Source organism: Azonexus sp. MM2026_4, from assembly GCF_055901855.1.
Map to the genome: position 1 here is coordinate 4,289,681 of NZ_CM148380.1, position 19,747 is coordinate 4,309,427.

A 19,747-nucleotide genomic window follows, 5' to 3' on the forward strand; every position below is an offset into this window, starting at 1 on the left:
TGTACGGAAAACCCCGGCCGATTATTCCACGCGCCGCGCAAAAAATGCGTTGCCGCCGCCGGGCCTCACTGCGGCAGCAGGCGCTGCATCGCCAGCGTCAGTTCGGGCAGCGAGCGAAAGCGCATCTTGTTCATCACGTTGTGGCGGTGCACCTTGATCGTGCTTTCGGAAATGCCGAGTTCGAGGGCGATCACCTTGTTGGCGCGGCCCTGGATCACCTGCAGCAGCACTTCCTTTTCGCGCGGCGTCAGCTGGTCGTAGCGCGCCTGCAGTTCCTCGGTTTCCAGGCGCTTGTGGAAGGCGCTGCTGACGTTGGAGAGCGCCGAGGTGATGGCGTGCAGCAGGGCGAAGTCTTCGAAGGGTTTTTTCAGGAAGTCGATGGCGCCCGCCTTCATCGCCCGCACCGCGTCGGGGACGTCGCCGTGGCCGGTGATGAAGATGATCGGCAGCGTCCAGCCGCGCCGCGCCAGCTCGTCCTGCAGCGACAGGCCGTCGATGCCGGGCATGCGGACGTCGAGGACGAGGCAGGAAAAGTCCTTCAGCCGGTCGAGCGCCAGGAAGTCGAGCGGCGAGGCATAGACTTCGACCTTCATGCCTTCGGCGCGGATCAGGCTGCTCAGCGATTCGCGGATCGACGCGTCGTCGTCGACGATGTAAACGGTGGGCGAGGTGTCGAGGGCGGGTTTCATCGGGGGCTGGCCGGGATCAGGAAGACGAAGCGCGAACCGCCGGCCGCCGGGCTTTCCAGCCAGAGCTTGCCGCCGTGGTTGTCGACGATCGAGCGGCTGATCGCCAGGCCCATGCCGAGGCCGTCGCTCTTGGTCGAATAGAAGGCTTCGAAGATGGTCGCCGCCTGCCCGGCGGGGACGCCGGGGCCGTTGTCGGCGACCGCGAAGCGAACGCCGCCGCCAGCGTCGCCGGCAACCTCGACGACGATGCGGCGGGCGGTGGCGTCCTGGTTGCGCAGGGCGTCGATGGCGTTGACCAGGAGGTTGAGGATGACCTGCTGCAACTGCACCTGGTCGCCGCACAGCGGCGGCAGCGGCGCCGCAATGCGGACTTCGCAACCGACCGCCGCTTCGGCGAGCGGCCGGCGCAGCATCTGCAGCAGGACGTCGAGCATCGCCGGGACGTCGATCGCCTGGCGTTTCAGGTCGCCCTTCCTGAGGAAGCCGCGGATGCGGGTGATCACGTTGCCGGCATGGACGGCGTCGCGATGCACGCGCTGCAGCGCGGCGACCACTTCCTGGGTATCCGGCTCCGGGCGCTCCAGCCAGCGCAGCGCGGCGTGGCTGTTGGTGACGATGGCGGCGAGCGGCTGGTTGACCTCGTGGGCGATCGACGCCACCAGTTCGCCCATCGTCGTCAGCCGCGACACCCGGGCGAGGTCGGTCTGCGTCCGGGCGAGCGCGTCCTCGGCGCTCTTCTGGGCGGTCAGGTCCTCGACGATGACGGCGACGCGCGGGCCTTCCTTGTCCACCTCGGGGATCACCGAGGCGCAGACCTTGGCCCACAGATGACTGCCGTCGCGCCGCTCGTAGCGCTTCTGCAACTGGTAGCTGCCGTGGTTGCCGGTGAGCAGGCCGAGCACATTGTCGCGCGTCGCCGCCTTGTCGGCGTCGTCGGAAATGTCGACGAAGGAGAGGCCGACGATTTCCCGCGCGTCGTAGCCGAGCATCCGCTGCAGCGCCGGGTTGGCCTTCATGATCCGGCCGTCGGCATCGGCCAGCGCGATGCCGACCGCGGTGTTCTCGTAGAAGCCCTGCCAGCGGCGCTCGGAAACCTGCAGCGCGCGCATGCCTTCCTGCATCGACTTGCGGCTGGCGATCAGGCCGAGCATCAGCTCGCTGATGTCGGAGGCCTGCGAGTTCAGCTCCTTCTGCAGGATGTCCACGCTGCGCTTGACGATCACCAGGTTGCGCACGCGGGCGCGCAGCTCCTGCGGCGAGAAGGGCTTGGTCAGGTAATCCTGGACGAAGCCTTCGAGCAGGGTCTCGCGCAGCGCGTCGTCGGCGCGCGCCGAAAGCACCAGGACCGGGATGTGCGAGGTCTGGCGGCGGCGCAGTTCGTGGATGAACTGCTCGCCGTCCATCTCCGGCATCATCAGGTCGGTGATCACCAGGTCGGGCGGCTCGGCGCAGACCAGGTCGAGCGCCAGCCCGCCGTTTTCGACCAGCGTCACCTGGTAATCGTCGGCCAGCACGTCGTGCAGGAACTGGCGCAGGTCGGGGTTGTCCTCGGCGATCACGACGCGCGGCTGGCCGGCGTTTTCCGGGCGGCGCGGGGCGTCGAACTGGCGCGGCAGCTCGATCGCCGGCAGGGCCGGCGTCCAGCCCGCGTCGCGGCTCCGGACGTAGGCGCCGGCCGGCGCGCGCAAGGGCAGTTCGATCTGGAACAGGGCGCCGCGCTCCGGCGCGTCGAGCAGCGAAATCGTCCCGTGGTGCAACTCGACGAACTCCTTGACGATGTTGAGCCCGAGCCCGCTGCCCTTGGCCGACAGCTCCTCGGCGCCCTGCGCGTAGCGGTCGAAGACCTGGCCTTTCTGGGCGTCGGGGATGCCCGGGCCGTTGTCCTGGATGCCGAGCAGCAGGCGCTCGCCGGGCAGGCGCTCGAAGGTGCAGCGGATGCGCCCGCCGCGCGGCGTGAACTTGAAGGCGTTGGAGAGCAGGTTGGTGACGACGCGGGCGAACTTGGCGCGGTCGATGTCGGCGTAGATTTCCTCGGCGCCGGCAAAGCTCAGCGCGATGGCGCGCTCCTCGGCGGCGCCGTCGAAGCCGGCGGCGACCTCGCGCACCAGGTCCACGATGTCGGCGCAGACATACACCAGCGGCATCTCGCCGGCGTCGATACGGGCCAGGTCGAGCAGGTCGTTGACCTGCTGCAGCAGCGCCTGGGCGTTGCGCTTGATCGTCAGCAAGCGCGATTGCTCGCGCTCGCTACGGCTCGCCTCCTGCAGCAGCTGGTTCACCGGGCCGAGGATCAACGTCAGCGGGGTGCGCAGCTCGTGGCTGACGTTGGCGAAGAACTTGGTCTTGAAGCCGTCGAGCGCCCGCAGCTTCTCCAGCGCGGCGTGCACCTCGTTGTTGCGGCGGGTCAGCTCGGCCTCGATGGCGATCTTTTCCGAGATGTTGCGGCCTTCCGGCAGCAGGAAGGCGACCCGTCCGCTGTCGTCGAAGATCGGCGTCAGCGAGAAGTCGACGACGATCGTCCGGCGGCCGCTCGATTCGCCGTAGATCTCGATGTCGCAGCGCACGAACTGGCCGCTCGCCGCTTCCGCCACCATCGTCCGCACCCGTTCCTGGGTGGCCGCCGACAGCGCCCACCAGCGGGCTTCCCAGAACGGCTTGCCGACCACTTCCTCAAGCTTGATCCCGGCGCCGTCGAGCGCCGCCTGGTTGATCTCGATGACCCTGCCGTCGACGTCGAGCAGGCCGAGGAACTGGTACATCGAATCGAGGATGATCCGCGCCAGCTTCTGGCGCCGGACATCGAGGGGGTCGTCGGCCGACAGTTCGACGCCCTTCACGGGCGCCTCCCTGCCGTGTCTTGCCGTCGGGGTGATATTGGCCATGAACGCATTGCAACGACTAACGGAAATGAAGCATCCAACACTCTGGAAAAAAAAGCGAGGCGAGCCTCGCTTGAAAAGCCCCGAAGGAGGGATGGGGCTGGGGCTTGATCAGAAACTGAGGGTGTAGTTGAGCGTCGCGTTGTCCTGAGAGTGCGAGACGGTGATCGGGTCCGAGGTGTTCGGCAGGCTGCGGTTGGCCATCTTTTCGCGCAGCGCGTGGGACCAGGCGAAGTCGATCTTGCTGCTTGGCGAGAAGGCATAGGTGAAGCCGAGCGACAGGTGCCTGGTCGGCGTCGCCGGGATCACCGCGAACAGCGTGTTGCCGCGCAGGGCCTGCGAGGCGACGCGGGCGCCGGCGCGCAGCGTCCATTGCGGCGTCAGCGCGTAGGCGGTGCCGACGGCGAAGACGGTCTGGTCCTTGTAGTTCTGCGGCAGCAGGATGTTGAGGTCGCCGCCGGCGTTGGCCACGAAAGCCACCTTGATGTCCTTCATGACGTCCTTCCAGAACACCCGCGACAGGTCGGCGGCGACTTCCCATTGCGGCGTCAGCCGGTGATGCAGGCCGAGATCGAGGCGGGCCGGCATCTGGAAATCCTTGAGCTTGATCTTGCCGGCCAGCGGAATCTGCCCGGCCAGTCCGGAAACGGCGGTCAGCGTTGCCGAGCCCTGCAGGTCGTCGATCTTGCTCTTGACCGTGTAGGCGGCGCCCAGGCGGGTTGCCGGGCTCACCTGGTAGAGCATGCCGAGGCGGCCGGCGAAGCCCCAGGCGTCGACGCCGCTGCCCAGCCACTTGTTCTTGGTCAGGCTGAAATGCGCCCCCTGCAGCGCCGGGATGCCGCCCAGCACGGGCACCAGGGCGCCGGTCGCGCGGCCGCCGGCGATCAGGCTGCCGACCTGGTCGGCGCCGAGCAGCAGGTCGAGGTTGAGCCCCTGCCACATGGCGTCGAGGCTGGCGCCGACGGTCAGCGCCTCGGAAACGCGATAGCTGGCGGCGAGCGGGATGTCGAGGACGAGCAGGCGGCTGGAGTTCTCGAGCCCGGTCGGCGCGCCGCCGGTGCCGTTGGACAGGAAGCTGCGGCTGCCGTACTCGGTGCCCAGCCCGCCCTGGGCGAAGGCGCCGACGCCGACGACCAGGTTGCCGAGGCGCCGGCTGTACGCCGCCTGCGGCGCGACGTAGGGGCCGCGGTTCCTGCTGTGCGTGGCGGAATGCGCCTTGGCGCCGGTGGCCTCGTCGCGGACCTCGATGTCGGTGGTCACCAGGTCGAAGCCGACCATCGCCTGCTGTTCGCCCGGCATCAGCGACAGCGTCGCCGGGTTGGTCAGCATGCCGCCGGGGCCGACGTCGTGGGCGACGGCGGTGCCGCCCATGGCGCGCGAGACGGCGCCGATGCCTTCGAGCCGGAAGACGTCGGTCGCCCAGGCGGCCTGGCCGCCCAGCATGATGGCCGTGCCGGCGAGGCCGGCAGCCAGTTTCTGTTGGATCATGTTTTTTCTCCTCTTGTCGTTTGTTGTTTTTGCCTGTTGCGGCAAACCCCCGGTGACCGCGTCAGAAGAAACGGTCGAAATGAATCTGTTCGAACGGCACCTGATGGCCGACCATCAGCAGTTCCTGCAGCGCCGAGGTCATCGGCGGCGGCCCGGCAAAATAGAACTCGTAGGCGGCCAGGCGCTCAGGCAGTTGCGGCAGCAGCTGGTCGTGCACGTAGCCGGTGGCGCCGCGCCACGCGCCGTCGTCGCCGGGCAGCGAAACCACCGGGATGAAGCGGATGCGCTCGCCGGCGCCGAGTTTGGCGAGCAGGTCGCCGCCGCAGACGTCGCGCGGCGTGCGGGCGCCGTAGAAGAAGTGCAGCCTGCGTTCGCCGAGCAGGCCGGCGTCGACCGCGCCGCGGGCGATCGACAGCATCGGCGCCAGCCCGGAACCGCCGGCGACGCAGACGATGTCGCGCGGCGACGCGGTGCGCAGCCAGGCCATGCCGTAGGGACCGTCGAGGCCGATGCGGTCGCCGACGACGAGGCCGTCGAAGAGGACATGGCTGCCCTGGCCGTGCGGCACGCGACGGATCTGGAAGTGCCACTCGCGCTGCTCGTTCGGCGTGTTGGCCATCGAGTAGGCGCGCGAGCCGGTGACCCCCGGCAGCTCCAGCATCGCGTACTGGCCGGGCAGGAAATCGGCCGGGCCATCGCTGACGAAGCGGAATTCGCGGATGTCGTGGGTGATGTCGCGCAGCATCGCCAGTTGCGCGCTCTGCCGGCGCGGCGCCAGCAGCGGCACGTATTCGGCGGCGGTCGGCGCAGCGATCGTGATGGCGCCGCGCGCCCGGCACTGGCAGGCGAGGTGGCGGCCGCGCCGGCGGTCGCGCTCGCTGAGGCCGGGGGCGTCCGGCCACAGGGTGTCGATCTCGCCGTCGATCAGCTCGAACTTGCAGCCGCCGCAGCCGCCGGAATTGCATTCGTACGCCAGCCCGACGCCGGCGCGCAGGGCGGCGCGCAGGATGCTGTCGTCGGCCGCCTGCGCGAAGACGCTGCCGTCCTTGCGGTTGGTGATTGTTGCCTGGTCGCTCATGCTTTCTTGCTCACGAAGACGCTCGCCCGGGACGCCGTGGCGTCCCGGTGCGGCAGGTCAGGGGCGGGCGTTCAGAGCCCGAGCGAACGGCGGAACTCGCGCGTCGCCGCCTTGGCCGAGGCGGCGGCGTCGGCGACGTCGGGCAGCAGCGCGCAGTAGGCGTCGATGGCGCGGTCGGCGAGCGGCTCCCATTTGGCGATCCAGCCCTGCATGGTTTCCAGGTTGCCCGGGGTTTCCAGCGCCATGCGCACGAAGGCACCGAGCCAGCGGCGGTGGCGGGCGGCGTCGATCAGTTGGGCGTCGGTGATCAGGCCGAGCAGGGTATCGCCGTTGTGGCGGGCGGCTTCGCCCAGCTTGCGCAGGACGCTTTCCTCGATCGCCGGCTTGGCGACCAGGTTGAGGACGACGATTGCCTCGCCCCAATCCCAGACCGTCAGCGTCTTTTCCATCAGTTCGCGGAAGCCCTGCCAGACCGGGTCGGTTTCCCAGTAGCGCCGTTCGTCGGCGGCGAAGCCCTTGTCGGCGAAGGCGAGCGACAGTTCCTTGGTGCGGTAGGCGGTGTGGCTGACCCAGCGCAGGCTGTCGGCCATCTGGAAGTAGTTGCAGTTGGTGATGGTGCTGGCCGGCGACACCTGGCCGACGTAGGCCGACGCCATCTGCACGGTATGGAAGAGGTAGCGGGCCGGCGTGTAGAAGCGGGCCAGCGAGCCGGCCCAGCGCGGGTCGAGCGCCTTGTCGTGCTCGCGCTGGTTGAACTGGTCGAAGAGGCTGAAGACGTAGGTCTCCTGGCCGTCCTGCATCATGTTGTAGGTGCGGTAGACGACTTCGTCCGGATCGCGGAAGGCGTTCCAGTCGGCGTGCTTGAGCGCGGTGCCGAAGGTGTTCTTCTTGTACCACTGGTTCATGAACATGTTCGGATCGAGCTCGTAGGGCGAATCCGGGCGCTTGTCGTTGTAGTGCAGGTTGGCGCTGACGATCTCGTACTCGCTCGGCTTGCGGCGGCGGGCGGCGAGATGGCTCCAGGTCTTGAGCGGCTTCAGCGTTTGGGTGTCGGACATGGTGGGTCTCCTCGTATTCTTTTCGATTGGGGTGTGCCGGGGGCGCTCAGAGCTTCTTGGCGAAATAGAAGCGCACCGCCTGGTCCTGGCTTTCGATCTGGCCGGCGAAGGAACTCAGGTCCACTTCCAGGTCGTTCATGCGGAACGGCCGGCCGAGTTCTTCCTCGATGGTTTCCTGGCGCAGGATCATTTCCTGTTCGGCGTGGATGCGGATGTAGGCGCGCTTGTCATCGACGAAGATCTCCTTGCCCGGGTTGTCCACCCGCGCCGCTTCGATCACCGCCTGGGCCAGGTCGCCGGCGCGCATCACCGGGCCGACCAGGTTGTTGTGGTAGGCCTGCCCCGTCGTTGCTGCATTCATTGTCTTCTCCTCGTTCGGTTTGGCCGCCGCCGCGACGGCGGCCGGCCTGAAAAGGTCTTTCAACCACTGGATCGGGTTCATCGCCGGCACTCAGGTGTGGGCGAACAGCGGCGTGACGCCCTCGGTCTTGACCAGGATGTCGTCGCCTTCCACTTGCACCGGGTATTCGGCCAGCGCGCAGTCGGCCGGGTTGATGCCCTTGCCGTTGCAGGCGGCGAACTGCCAGAGGTGGGCGCGGCAGATGATCTTCTCGCCGTCGAATTTGCCTTCCGCCAGCGAGATGTCCTGGTGCGGGCACATGCCCTGGAAGGCCCTGACCGCGCCGCCTTCGGCGCAGACCAGCAGCACCTCGTGGCCGTTGACCGAAAACGCTTCCATCTCGCCTTCCCACAGGTCGTCGACCGTGCAGACCTTGGTGAAACTCATGTCTCTCTCCGTTTTTTGTTGTCCGGGGGCGCTCAGTGACGCGCCGGTTCCCAGATGATTTCGATGGTTTCCGTCGGCTTGAGGCCGGACTCGGACACCTTCATCGTGCGCGGCAGGAACTCCGTCGCGTCCTGCCGGCGGACGCGCATGATGCAGTCCGGGCGGGCGCGCACGCGGCGGCCGACGGAATGCACGGCGGCCGCGGCAGCCACTTCGTCCATGGTGTTCTCGGAATCGACGGCAACCAGTTGCAGCACGAAATCGCCCTCGAAATTCGAGGTCAGGGGGAATAAGGCCATTTCTCTTGTCTCCTGTTTTCTTGTGGGCGCCGCCGTCAGCGGCGGCGCCGTTCGGGTAGGGCAGCGTCAGCTCGCCTTCTTGCTGGCGCGCAGGGCGCGATAGATCTCGGCCCAGGCGTAGTTGTGCGCGTCGTCGCCGATTTCGCCGGGCGCCAGGTTCATGTATTGCAGCGCGCCGCCGAGGTCCATCGGCTGGATCATGCCGGCCAGGAAGCGGTCGACGATCGAGAGGTGGCCGGCGTAGCGCTCGGGCTCCTGCTCGAAGACCCAGCGGTCGACCTCGGAACCGAAGTGGTAGAGGCGGCCGTTGTATTCCAGCGGGTAGTCCCGGACGTTCCAGTCCTTGCCCGGCGTGCCGAGGATCGGCAGCTGGCACATGTTGCAGACGTAGGGCAGGGTTTCCGGGTAGGCCTTGTCCATCCGGCCGTCGACGACGTTGTCGATGAAGACGTCCCAGCACTGGCCCCAGGTGTCGTTCCAGCCGGGGTACTTGGCTTCTAGCCAGGCGCGCTCGTCCGGGGTGACGCCGGCGGCCGGGTTCCACCACAGGGTCGGCCGCCAGAAGTAGGAGCCGAGGTGCATGCCGTGGTGGGTCTGGCTGATGTCCTTGAGGAAGATGTCCCAGTACCAGGGCAGGTCGAGCCCCATGTCGGTCAGGGCGCGCTCGAACTGGGCGACGATCCACTCTTCCATGAACTCCTTGAACGACTGCTTGCGGTGTTCGAGCGGCGTGTAGTAGTCCATGATCGGCCCGGTCAGCACCGAGAACAGCTTCCAGGCGCCCCAGACGGCGATGTCCACGCGCTTCTGCGCTTCCGCCTTGTGGCCGTTCTCGATCAGCACCTTCAAGGCCGGGCCGCCGATCTGGGCGTGGCGCGATTCGTCGGTCTGGATGCTGGAGATCAGGTTGGCGAAGGTGTGGTCGCCGGCCTCGGCGGCGTCGGCAGCCAGCCCGAGGAACTGCATGTTGGTGAAGCCGGTCTCGAAGCTGAAGGTGAGCATGATCGAGACGCTGATCGCGTCGCGCGTCATCATGATGTCGTCGAAGAAGTGACGCGCCGCGATCATCGCCCACTCGTTGGTGTCGTAGGCCTTGAACGCCCAGTCCATCTGGCGGTCCTTGGCGACGTGCTCGTGCGGGAAGTAGAGCTGCATCTGGCCGTGGCGGATTTCATCGAGACAGCCGAGCGTGGACATGTTGCGCATGCCCGGCGCCTTGGAGAAGCGCATCATCCGCGCTTCGGCCGAGGCGGCGGCGTATTCGCCGCGGGCGATGGCGCCGTAGTGCGCCTTCATCACCGACTTCCAGCCCGGATCGGCGTTCTCGAAGATGCGGCTGCGCTCGAGCGCCGCCTTCACCGAGTAGGCGCCGGCGTCCTTGTCGCGCTGCACCTTGACGTATTCCGGGTAGGTCTGCTTGTAGGGTTCGTCGTAGCTTTCCCAGGCGCTCAGCGGCAAGCCGAATTCGCCGGCTAGCTTGGGCGGGAACAGTTCATCCTCGGTCACGTACGACGGCGTCCAGTTGGTGCTCCTGGCCAGGTCGTACCAGTCCATTCTGTTGAGTACTGCCATGATTTCTTGTCTCCTTGCTGTATGAACCGGAGTCTTGCAACCCCGGACCCGGGCGATCGTCGTCGCCCCGCGCTGGCGGCCTCCTGGTGGAGCATCGCCGGTGGGAGAGAAGTTAGCCGGAAGCGTCCGGCGCCGAAATTAGACTTAGGTTTAGACGGCCGGCCGCACCCCGTCTTGGTGCGTCTTCGTGCCGCCTGCCTTGGCCTGGTGCATGCACCACAACGGTGGCTGGCGGGCGGGCGCCGGGAAACGCGATATTTCGTTTCCGGGCCGGGCAACAGCCCGCGTCCGATGGCGTGTTTATTACTTTCGTAATGGGCGTGCTTCTTGCATCGCCACCCTGTCACCTATATTGCCCAAACTGCCGTCGCTTCCCTGACCATGGGCGCGGCGCGGGCCGGAACCATGAAAACCAATCTGCCGATCACCCACCGCGAAGTCGTCATGGACGAAGGGACGACCATCGTCAGCAAGACCGACCTGCGCGGCATCATCACCTACGTCAATCCCGATTTCGTCGCCATTTCCGGCTTCACCGAGAGCGAACTGCTCGGCCAGAGCCACAACATCGTCCGCCATCCGGAAATGCCGGCAGCGGCCTTTGCCGACCTCTGGCAGACGCTGAAACGGGGCAAGCCGTGGAACGGGCTGGTCAAGAACCGCTGCAAGAACGGCGATCACTACTGGGTCAACGCGCACGTTGCGCCAGTCGAGCAGGACGGCAAGGTGGTCGGTTACACCTCGATGCGCACCCGCCCGACGCGCCAGCAGATCGACGCGGCGAGCGCGCTCTACCGCGACCTGGCGGCGGGCCGCGGCGGCATTCGCCTGGTCGGCGGGCAGGTGCTGCGCAGCGGGCTGTGGCAGCGGCTCAACGTTTTCCGCCAGTTGCTCGGGCTCGATGTGAACAAGCAGCTTTACCTGCTGATGGCGGCCTTCCTGCTGAGCTTCGCCGCGGTTGCCGCGCTGGTCTATCGCGGCATCGGCGAAGTCCAGGTCAAGGGGCCGATCTACCAGCGCCTGGTCGAGGGCAAGGACCTGGTCGCCGACATCCTGCCGCCACCGGCCTACCTGGTCGAATCCTACCTGCTGGTGCACGAGATGAGCCGTGCCGACGGCGCCGCCTTGCCGGCGCTGGTCGAGCGCAGCCGGCGCCTGCGCCAGGAGTTCGAGGCGCGCCACCGTTTCTGGGAGGGGCAACTGGCGGCCGGCGAGCTGAAGGCGCAACTGGTCGAGGCGGCCTACCGGCCGGCGCTGGCTTTCCTCGAACTGCGCGACGCGCAGTACATCCCGGCCCTGCAGGCCGGCCAGCGCGCCGCCGCCGACGCCCTGCTGCCGCAACTGGCGGCGCGTTACGCCGAGCACCGGGCGGCGATCGACCGCGCGGTGGAACTGGCCAACGCCCGCAACGCCGCGGACGAACTGGCAGCCGGCGCGATCATCGCCGGCATCTACTGGCAACTGGTTGCGGCGGCCTTGCTGACGACGCTGCTCGTCGCGCTCCTCGGCTTCTCGGTGATCCGCAACCTGCGCCGCCTGCTCGGCGGCGATCCGCGCTACGCCTGCGAGGTCACCCGCCATGTCGCGTCCGGCAACCTGGGCATCAACATCGAGGTGGACGCCGCCGACCGCAGCAGCCTGTTGGCGTCGATCCGCCATCTGCGCGAGATGTTCCGCCGCATGCTGTCCGACATTCAGCGCAACGCCGACCTGATCGCCAGCCACGCCGGGACGATGGCGGCGGCCGCCGACCAGGTGGCGCAGACCTCGCAGGGGCAGAGCGAGGCGACCGCCGGCGTGGCCAGCGCCGCCGAGCAGGTGAGCGCCAGCATGGCGCAGGTAGTCAGCGACGCCGCCGAGGCGCACGCGATTTCGCAGGCTTCCGACGACACCTGCGCCAACGGCGCGACGGTGATCCACAAGGCGGTGGCGAGCATGGAGGAAATCGCCGCCACGGTGCGCCAGTCGACCGAGCGCATCCTGGCGCTGGGCGCCGATTCGGCGCGCATTTCATCGGTCGTCCGGGTGATCCGCGAGATCGCCGACCAGACCAACCTGCTCGCCCTCAACGCGGCGATCGAGGCGGCGCGCGCCGGCGAGAGCGGGCGCGGCTTCGCCGTCGTCGCCGACGAGGTGCGCAAGCTGGCCGAACGGACGGCGACCGCCACCACCGAGATCGCCGGCATGATCCAGGGCATCCAGAGCGGCATGGGACAGGCGGTGACGACGATGGAGCACGGCGTCGCCCAGGTCGATCACGGCGTCGCGCTGGCCAACGAGGCGGGGCAGGCGATCCAGCGCATCCGCGACAGCGCCGCCCGTGTCGTCGCCGTCGTCGCCGGGATTTCCGGGGCGCTCGAAGAGCAGGGCGTGGCCACCGACAGCATCCGCAACCACGTCGAACGGATCGCCGGGCTGTCGGAGGAAAACGAAGCCTTGGCCGGCCGCACGTCGCGCGCCGCGCACGAACTGCTCGACACCGCCACCGGCATGCAGGGCACGGTCAGCCGTTTCGCCGTCTGAGGCGGCGCCTTACTGGGCGGCGGCGCGGTCGAGGTCGACGCGGTTCTTCTCGTCGACGTAGACGCTGGCCGGCCCCGGCCGGCTGCTGGCGAAGCAGCTCAGCTCGACGTTGGCCAGCGGCTTGCCCTTGTGCAGCACGTCGACCGCGCAGCGCCCGAAAACCGCTTCGACGGTGGCCAGCAGGTTGCGCGCGTAGGGCGTCTCCAGCTTGCCGTCGAGGATCAGGTTGGCGAGCAGGACGCCGTCCGGCTTGAGCACGCGGCGCGCGCTTTCCCAGAACTCGCGGCTGACCAGGTGGCCGGGGATCGCCGTGTGCGAGCTGAAGACGTCGACGACCACGGCGTCGAAGCGGCGCGCGCTGGTGCTGACGTAGCGCCGGGCATCGTCGACGACGAACTCGCCGGCAGCCGGACGGCGCAGGAAGTGGGTCTCGGCGATGGCGCGGATCGCCGGGTCGATGTCGACGTAGGTGTAGCGGTTGTCCGGATCGTCCTGCGCCAGCGTGAAGCCGCCGGCGCCGAGGACCAGGATGTCGCGGCCGCGAAAGCCCAGGTCGTCGCGCAGGATGGCGCGCAGGTGGGCGATGTAGCGGGTGGTCTTGGGCGGCGTCAACTCGTCGGTCAGCGAGGCCAGCGACTTGTTGATCCAGAACGCGCGCGGCGCCTGGTAGCCGTCGCGGGCGACCGGCTCGACGCGGTACTCGGCGTAGGCGGTGTCGTAGACGGCGCTCGCCGGCAGGTTGATCGCCAGCACCGGCAGCAGCGCGCCCGCCGCCACCGCCGCCGAGCGCCGCGGCCGTTCGGCGAGCAGCGGCACGGCACCAAGCAGCGTCGCCGCGACCAGGATCACCGCCGCCGACACCCCCAGCCACTGCATCACGCCGAGCGACAGGCCGAGCGCGCCGAGGAAGGAACCGAGCGTCAACCAGTAGAGCGCCAGCCCGCTCGCCTCGCCGGTGCGCTGGGCGGCGACCAGGTTGGTCAGGATCGGCACTGTCTGGCCGAGCAGCCAGGCGATCGGGCAGAGCACGCCGCCGACGAAGGCGAGGTAGGCGACACCGGTCGGCAGCCCGGCGAACAGCGCATCGACCGCCGGCGCCGCCAGGCCGATGCCGGCGAGCAGCCCGGCAGCCAGGAAATTGCGCCCGACGGCGTGCCGGAACTCGCCGGCGACGCGGCCGCCGGCGGCGTAGCCGAGCGCCAGCGCGAGCAGGAAGAGGGCGATCGTCGGCGCCGTGACGACGATGGCGCTGCCAACATGCGGCAGCAGCCGGCGCAGCGCCAGGATCTCGGCGCCGAGCGAGCAGAAGCCTTCGATGAAGACGATCAGGGTGATCAGGCGCCGGGACATGGCGCCGGATTCTACCGGATGCCCGCGCTCACACCGCCAGCGCCTCGCGCACCCCGTCCTGCGGCATGGTCTCGCCGCGCCCGCGCATGATGAACTCGCCGCGTTCCATCAGCAGGTACTGGTCGGCCAGCGACTCGGCGAAGTCGTAGTACTGCTCGACCAGCAGGATCGCCATCTCGCCAGTCTCGGCGAGCATGCGGATGGCGCGCTCGATGTCCTTGATGATCGACGGTTGGATGCCCTCGGTCGGCTCGTCGAGGATCAGCAGCGACGGCCCCATCGCCAGCGCCCGGCCGATCGCCAGCTGCTGCTGCTGGCCGCCGGAAAGGTCGCCGCCACGCCGGTGCAGCATCTGCTTCAAGACCGGGAACATGTCGAAGATGCGCTCGGGAATCTTCGTGCCGCCCGGCTTGGTCGCCAGCCCCATCAGCAGGTTTTCCTCGACCGTCAGCCGCGGAAAGATCTCGCGCCCCTGCGGCACGTAGCCGATCCCGGCTTTCACGCGCTCGTGCGGCGGCAGGTGGGTGATCGTCTTGCCGTCGAAAGTGACGCTGCCTTCCTTGGTCTTGACCAGCCCCATCAACGATTTGAGCAGGGTCGTCTTGCCGACCCCGTTGCGCCCGAGCAGGGTGGTGACCTCGCCCTTCTGCAGCTCGAAGCTCAGACCGCGCAGGATGTGGGAGCCGCCGTAGGCTTGGTGGAGGTTATCGACTTTGAGCATTTCGGTTTCCTTTGGGCGGGAGGGGGTTCTGATGGGCTGTTTTGCGTTGTTGACGGCGGGCGGTGGTGGTTTTTTGACCGCTGGTTTCCGCGCCTGACGCGCGAGCGTGTTTGCTTGCTGAACCGCTGGGTTCCGCCGTTGACCGGCGGGCGTACTTTTTCTTGTTTGGCCAAGAAAAAGTAGCCAAAAAGAAGGCCACCCCTAGGTCGGCGCCCGCTACGCGGGTTCCCTGCGCTACTCGTCGTTGGCGGGGGCTGCGCAACTCGGGGCTTTGCCCCTCAGACAGTGCTCGCCCTTTTTCCGCCAACGCCTGCGTTGCTCGGCGCCTCCCAAGGGGCCCGGCAAACCGATCGCTGCTGAAAGTGCAATGCTCTTTCAACCGCAAACCGTCGCATACCGCTGGTTTTCGGGGCCCCCCTGAGAGGCGCTGAGCAACGCAGGCGTGCCGGGGGAAGTCGGCGAGGACTGTCTGAGGCCCGCAGGGCCGAGTTCCGCAGCCGCCCGGCGCGTCGAGTAGCGCAAGGGACCGGGCGTAGCCCGGCGCCGACCTGGGGGTGGCTTTTTCTTTGGCTACTTTCTTTTTTCCAGAAAAAAGAAAGTACGCCCGCGCGTCAGGCGCGGAAACCGGCGCGTCGGAAGCCAAAGCCGCTCGCCTAAGCATAAGGAAACCCAATGCTTCAGCAATCGATTCCGCCCACCCGAGCAGCGCGAAAGAAAAAGCCTCAGCGCCCAAGATAAACCTCAATCACCCGCTGATCATTCTGCACCGTCGCCAGATCGCCCTCCGCCAGCACCGACCCTTCATGCAACACGGTCACCAGTCCGCCCAGCTTCTCGACAAACGCCATGTCGTGTTCGACGACGACCAGCGAATGTTTCCCCGCCAGCGAAACGAACAGCTCCGCCGTGCGCATGGTTTCGTCGTCGGTCATCCCGGCGACCGGTTCGTCGAGCAGCAGCAGTTTCGGTTCCTGCATCAGCAGCATGCCGATTTCCAGCCACTGCTTCTGGCCGTGCGAGAGGAGGCCGGCCGGGCGGTCGGCTTCGCCGTTGAGGCGGATCAGCTTCAGGGTGTCGGCGATGCGGTCGCGGTCGTCGCCGCTCAGCCAGGCGAGCAGGCTCTTCCACACGCGCTTGTCGGTTTTCATCGCCAGTTCGAGGTTCTCGAAGACGGTGTGCTGTTCGAAGATGGTCGGTTTCTGGAACTTGCGGCCGATGCCGACGTGGGCGATTTCCGGTTCGGTCAGCCGGGTCAGGTCGATGGTCTGGCCGAAGAAGGCCTTGCCGGAATCCGGGCGCGTCTTGCCGGTGATGACGTCCATCATCGTCGTCTTGCCGGCGCCGTTGGGGCCGATGATGCAGCGTAGTTCGCCGGCGTCGATGGCGAGCGTCAGGTTGTTCAGCGCCTTGAAGCCGTCGAAGCTGACGGTGATGTCTTCGAGATAGAGGGCGACGCCGTGCGACAGGTCGAGCTCGCCGGTGACCAGGTGGCCGAACTGGTCGGCGCTGTCGGAGCCTTCGGGGCGGTCGTCGAGGACGGTTTCGGCGGTGGCGTTCATGCGCTGGCTCCTTGTTTCTTGCTGATGATTTTCTTCCACAGTCCGACCAGGCCCTGCGGCAGCAGCAGGGTGACGACGATGAACAGCAGGCCGAGGAAGAACAGCCAGTATTCGGGGAAGCTGACGGTGAACCAGCTCTTGGCGAGGTTGACCGTGAAGGCGCCGATGACCGGGCCGATCAGCGTGCCGCGCCCGCCGACGGCGACCCAGATGGCGATCTCGATCGAATTGGCGGCGCTCATTTCCGAAGGGTTGATGATGCCGACCTGCGGCACGTAGAGCGCACCGGCGATGCCGCACAGCACGGCGGAGATCACCCAGATGGTCAGCTTGTACCAGAGCGGGTTGTAGCCGATGAACATGACGCGGGATTCGGCGTCGCGGATCGCGGTGAGCACGCGGCCGAACTTGGATTTGACCAGCCAGGCGGCGAAGATCAGGGTCAGCGCGAGCGCGATGGCGGTCAGGCCGAACAGCACCAGGCGGGTTTCCGGCGCGGTGATCGGCACGTCGAGCACGCGCTTGAAGTCGGTGAAGCCGTTGTTGCCGCCGAAGCCGGTTTCGTTGCGGAAGAAGAGCAGCATCGCGGCGTAGGTCAGGGCCTGGGTGATGATCGAGAAATAGACGCCCTTGATCCGCGAGCGGAAGGCGAAGTAGCCGAAGACGAAGGCGACCACGGCCGGCAGCGCGACGACCAGGAAGGCGGCCCAGCCGAAACTGTCGCTGCCCAGCCAGAACCAGGGCAGTTCCTTCCAGTCGAGGAAGACCATGAAGTCGGGCAGGTCGCTCTGGTAGCTGCCGTCGCGGCCGATCTGGCGCATCAGGTACATGCCGAAGGCGTAGCCGCCGAGCGCGAAGAACAACCCGTGACCGAGCGAGAGGATGCCGCCGTAGCCCCAGATCAGGTCCATGGCGACGGCGACCAGCGCGTAGCACATGATCTTGCCGATCAGCGTGATGGCGTAGGCCGAGACGTGGAAGATGCTCTCCGGCGGCAGCGCCAGGTTGAGCACCGGGACGACGACCAGTGCCAGCGCGAGGAAGACGGCGAGCGCGATCCAGGCCTTGCGGTCGAGCGCGGCAAAGACGCGCAGGGTCAGCGGCACGCGGCCGGCGGGCAGGGGAAGCGCGGAAGAGGTGGCAGACATGCGTCGCTCCTTACTGGTCGGCAAAGCGGCCCTTGAGGGCAAAGATGCCCTGCGGACGCTTCTGGATGAAGATGATGATGGCGACGAGGATCATGATCTTGGCGATCACCGCGCCGGCCCAGCCTTCGAGCAGCTTGGAGAAAATGCCCAGGCCGAGCGCCGCCCAGACCGCGCCGGCGAGTTGCCCGACGCCGCCGACGACGACGACCATGAAGGAATCGACGATGTAGCCTTGGCCCATGTCCGGGCCGACGTTGGAAATCTGGGAGAGCGCCACGCCGCCCAGGCCGGCGATGCCGGCACCGAGCGCGAAGGCCATGGTGTCGATACGCGAGGTCGGCACGCCGACGCAGCCGGCCATTGCCCGGTTCTGCGTGACGGCGCGGACGAACATGCCGAGGCGCGTCTTGTTCATCAGCACCCAGACCAGGAACAGCACGAACAGCGCGAAGCCGATGATGATGACGCGGTTCCAGGGCAGGATCAGGTTGGGCAGGAGTTCGACGCCGCCCGACATCCAGCTCGGGTTGGCGACCTCGACGTTCTGCGCGCCGAACAGCACGCGCGCCGCCTGGATCAGGATCAGCGACAGGCCCCAGGTGGCGAGCAGGGTTTCCAGCGTGCGCCCGTACAGCCAGCGGATCACCGTGCGTTCCATCAGCACGCCGACGGCGGCGGCGGCGAAGAAGGCGACCGGAATCGCCGCCGGCAGGTACCAGTCGACGTAGTCCGGCGCCCAGGCGCGGAACAGGCTCTGCATCGCGTAGGCCGAGTAGGCGCCGATCATCAGCAGTTCGCCGTGCGCCATGTTGATGATGCCCATGACGCCGTAGGTGATGGCCAGGCCGAGCGCTGCCAGCAGCAGGATGGAACCGAGCGACAGGCCGGAGAAGATGCCGGCCAGCGTGTCCATCCAGGCCAGGCTGCGCTCGATGCTTTTCAGCGCGGCGCTTGCCGCGGCGCGCACTTTCTCGTCGCTTTCGCCGCCGGCTTCGGTGAGCGGCAGCAGCAGGCTCTTGACCGCCGGCGAGGCAGCGGCGGCCAGTGTATTGACGGCGGCCAGGCGGACCGCGGGATCGGCATCCTGCAGCGTCGCCTGGGCGTGGGCCAGGGCGAGCAGCGGCTTGATCTCGGCGTCCTGTTCCTGGTCGCGCGCCTTGGCCAGCACGCCGGCCAGCTCGGCGCCGACCTTGCTCTGCAGTTCGCGGGCGGCGGCCAGGCGGACGGTGCGGTCGGCGTCGAACAGCTTGAGCGCGGCCAGGGCGTTGGCCAGTTCGCCGCGCAGGCGGTTATTGACGGTGATCGTTTCGGCGCCGTCGGGCAGTTCCGCAGTTTCGCCGTTCAGTGCGTCGACCGTTTTTTCGCCGTCGAAGACATAGAGTTTGTCACCGGCAAAATAGAGACTGTCGTCGGCCATCGCCTGCAGCAGCTTGCCGGTGCCGGGCTCGGCGGCGGCGGTCAGTTGCTGGATGGCGGCGATCTTGTCGGAATTGTCGTCGGCCGCCAGTTGGCGGACCAGCGCCGGATCGGGCGCGGCCAGGGCGCCCAGGCTGGTGGCCCAGAGCAGGAAGGTCAGTAAGCGTTTTTTCATCGGGTCCGTCCGCAATTTGTGCAGTGCAGCGACAGATTACGGAGCGGCCCCGGCGCGGGGAATACGATGAATTGCGTAGGGGGTGCGCAGGTGTTGCGTCGCTCCCCCGGGACGGCCTCAGTGCTGGCCGCGCAGCTTCGCCCACAGGTGATGCAGGCCGACCAGCAGCAGGCCGACGGCGACGCCGATACCGATATCGGCGAGCAGGGCGAGCGCCCAGTGGCCGACTTCGAGATGGACGAGGTGGCCGAGGATGCCGCCGGCGACGGCGAACATGGCGACCATGCCGACCGGCCCCAGCACCTTGAGGACGACCGGCGCGGCGTTGGCCATGGCCAGCCCGAGGCGGCTGCGGAAACCGTCGCCGGAGCGGGCCAGCGCCAGACCCATGTCGTCGAGGCGGATGATGAGGCCGATCAGGCCATAGACGCCGACCGTCATCACCACGCCGACCAGCGCCAGCACGGCGATCTTGTAGCCGAGCGGGGCGTCGCCGGTGGCGGCGAGCGAGATCACCAGCATCTCGAAGCTGAGCACGATGTCGGTCTTGATCGCGCCGCGCACCTTTTCGTCCTCGGTCATCGGCACTTCCTCGGCGGCCTCGCCGCTTTCCTCGTGGAAGTATTCGAGCAGGCCTTCGCCGCCCTCGAAAGCGAGGTAGAGCGCGCCCAGCGCCAGGGCGACGGTGATCGCCTGCGGCAGGAAGTAGCCGACGACCAGCAGCAGCGCTGAAAGCCAGATCTTGTTCAGCGCGCTGCCCTTGGTGATCCGCCACAGGGCTGGCAGTTCGCGGTTGGGCGAGACGCCGGCGACCTGGCCGGCGCCGACCGCCAGATCGTCGCCGGCGACGCCGGCGGTCTTCACCGCCGCCTTGCCAGTCAGCGCAGCGATGTCGTCGGCGGCAGCAGTGAGCTTGGCGCTCTGCGCGGCGAGGTCGTCGGCCGCGGTGGCGGCTAGTTTGCTGACGTCGCGCAGCAGCGCGAAAAATGCGGAAGTGGCCATGGT

At 67.6% G+C, this 19,747-nt stretch carries 16 protein-coding genes; 1 reads left to right on the top strand and 15 read right to left on the bottom strand.

Annotated features, from left to right (window positions below):
- Positions 1–65 precede the first annotated feature (65 nt).
- The 9 genes from AC0KWY_RS20290 to AC0KWY_RS20330 all read right to left on the bottom strand — a co-directional run bounded on the left by AC0KWY_RS20290 (position 66) and on the right by AC0KWY_RS20330 (position 9,850).
- Positions 66–689: a response regulator transcription factor gene (locus AC0KWY_RS20290; protein WP_474027299.1), complete on the bottom strand. Its 624-nt coding sequence runs from the start codon at positions 687–689 to the stop codon at positions 66–68.
- Complete coding sequence (locus AC0KWY_RS20295) at positions 686–3,571, bottom strand: ATP-binding protein (RefSeq protein WP_474027300.1); 2,886 nt, start codon at positions 3,569–3,571, stop codon at positions 686–688. The genes AC0KWY_RS20290 and AC0KWY_RS20295 overlap by 4 nt, the downstream gene beginning before the upstream one ends.
- A gap of 108 nt (positions 3,572–3,679) precedes the next feature.
- On the bottom strand, positions 3,680–5,056 hold the full coding sequence (locus tag AC0KWY_RS20300) for an OmpP1/FadL family transporter (protein WP_474027301.1): 1,377 nt from the start codon (positions 5,054–5,056) through the stop codon (positions 3,680–3,682).
- A 61-nt stretch (positions 5,057–5,117) separates the two neighbouring features.
- Complete coding sequence (locus tag AC0KWY_RS20305; RefSeq protein WP_474027302.1) at positions 5,118–6,134, bottom strand: 2Fe-2S iron-sulfur cluster-binding protein; 1,017 nt, start codon at positions 6,132–6,134, stop codon at positions 5,118–5,120.
- Between the two features lie 71 nt (positions 6,135–6,205).
- Positions 6,206–7,192: an aromatic/alkene monooxygenase hydroxylase subunit beta gene (locus AC0KWY_RS20310; protein ID WP_474027303.1), complete on the bottom strand. Its 987-nt coding sequence runs from the start codon at positions 7,190–7,192 to the stop codon at positions 6,206–6,208.
- A gap of 46 nt (positions 7,193–7,238) precedes the next feature.
- Positions 7,239–7,553, bottom strand: coding sequence for an MmoB/DmpM family protein (locus tag AC0KWY_RS20315; RefSeq protein ID WP_474027304.1), 315 nt, complete (start codon positions 7,551–7,553; stop codon positions 7,239–7,241).
- A gap of 90 nt (positions 7,554–7,643) precedes the next feature.
- Positions 7,644–7,979, bottom strand: a complete 336-nt coding sequence (locus AC0KWY_RS20320) for a Rieske 2Fe-2S domain-containing protein (RefSeq protein WP_474027305.1) — start codon at positions 7,977–7,979, stop codon at positions 7,644–7,646.
- 32 nt (positions 7,980–8,011) lie between these two features.
- Positions 8,012–8,278 (bottom strand): toluene-4-monooxygenase system B family protein, encoded by a 267-nt coding sequence (locus tag AC0KWY_RS20325; protein WP_416695034.1) that lies wholly within the window; start codon positions 8,276–8,278, stop codon positions 8,012–8,014.
- A gap of 66 nt (positions 8,279–8,344) precedes the next feature.
- Complete coding sequence (locus tag AC0KWY_RS20330; RefSeq protein WP_474027306.1) at positions 8,345–9,850, bottom strand: aromatic/alkene/methane monooxygenase hydroxylase/oxygenase subunit alpha; 1,506 nt, start codon at positions 9,848–9,850, stop codon at positions 8,345–8,347.
- Positions 9,851–10,255: 405 nt separating this feature from the next.
- Between AC0KWY_RS20330 and AC0KWY_RS20335 the strand changes: the two genes are divergently transcribed.
- Entirely contained in the window at positions 10,256–12,373 is a 2,118-nt protein-coding gene (locus AC0KWY_RS20335) for a methyl-accepting chemotaxis protein (RefSeq protein WP_474027307.1), read from the top strand.
- A 9-nt stretch (positions 12,374–12,382) separates the two neighbouring features.
- Here the strand turns inward: AC0KWY_RS20335 and AC0KWY_RS20340 are convergent, their stop codons facing one another.
- The 6 genes from AC0KWY_RS20340 to AC0KWY_RS20365 form a co-directional block, all read right to left on the bottom strand.
- A complete protein-coding gene (locus AC0KWY_RS20340; RefSeq protein WP_474027308.1) occupies positions 12,383–13,723 on the bottom strand; it encodes a fused MFS/spermidine synthase in 1,341 nt (446 codons plus the stop codon).
- Positions 13,724–13,751: 28 nt separating this feature from the next.
- Positions 13,752–14,444, bottom strand: a complete 693-nt coding sequence (urtE, locus tag AC0KWY_RS20345; RefSeq protein ID WP_474027309.1) for an urea ABC transporter ATP-binding subunit UrtE — start codon at positions 14,442–14,444, stop codon at positions 13,752–13,754.
- 722 nt (positions 14,445–15,166) lie between these two features.
- A complete protein-coding gene (gene urtD / locus AC0KWY_RS20350) occupies positions 15,167–16,003 on the bottom strand; it encodes an urea ABC transporter ATP-binding protein UrtD (RefSeq protein ID WP_474027310.1) in 837 nt (278 codons plus the stop codon).
- A complete protein-coding gene (urtC, locus tag AC0KWY_RS20355; RefSeq protein ID WP_474027311.1) occupies positions 16,000–17,151 on the bottom strand; it encodes an urea ABC transporter permease subunit UrtC in 1,152 nt (383 codons plus the stop codon). Before urtC ends, urtD begins: the two co-directional genes overlap by 4 nt.
- Positions 17,152–17,161: 10 nt before the next feature.
- Entirely contained in the window at positions 17,162–18,742 is a 1,581-nt protein-coding gene (gene urtB / locus AC0KWY_RS20360) for an urea ABC transporter permease subunit UrtB (RefSeq protein WP_474027312.1), read from the bottom strand.
- Positions 18,743–18,859: 117 nt separating this feature from the next.
- Positions 18,860–19,744, bottom strand: a complete 885-nt coding sequence (locus AC0KWY_RS20365) for a DUF808 family protein (protein ID WP_474027313.1) — start codon at positions 19,742–19,744, stop codon at positions 18,860–18,862.
- Positions 19,745–19,747 lie beyond the last annotated feature (3 nt).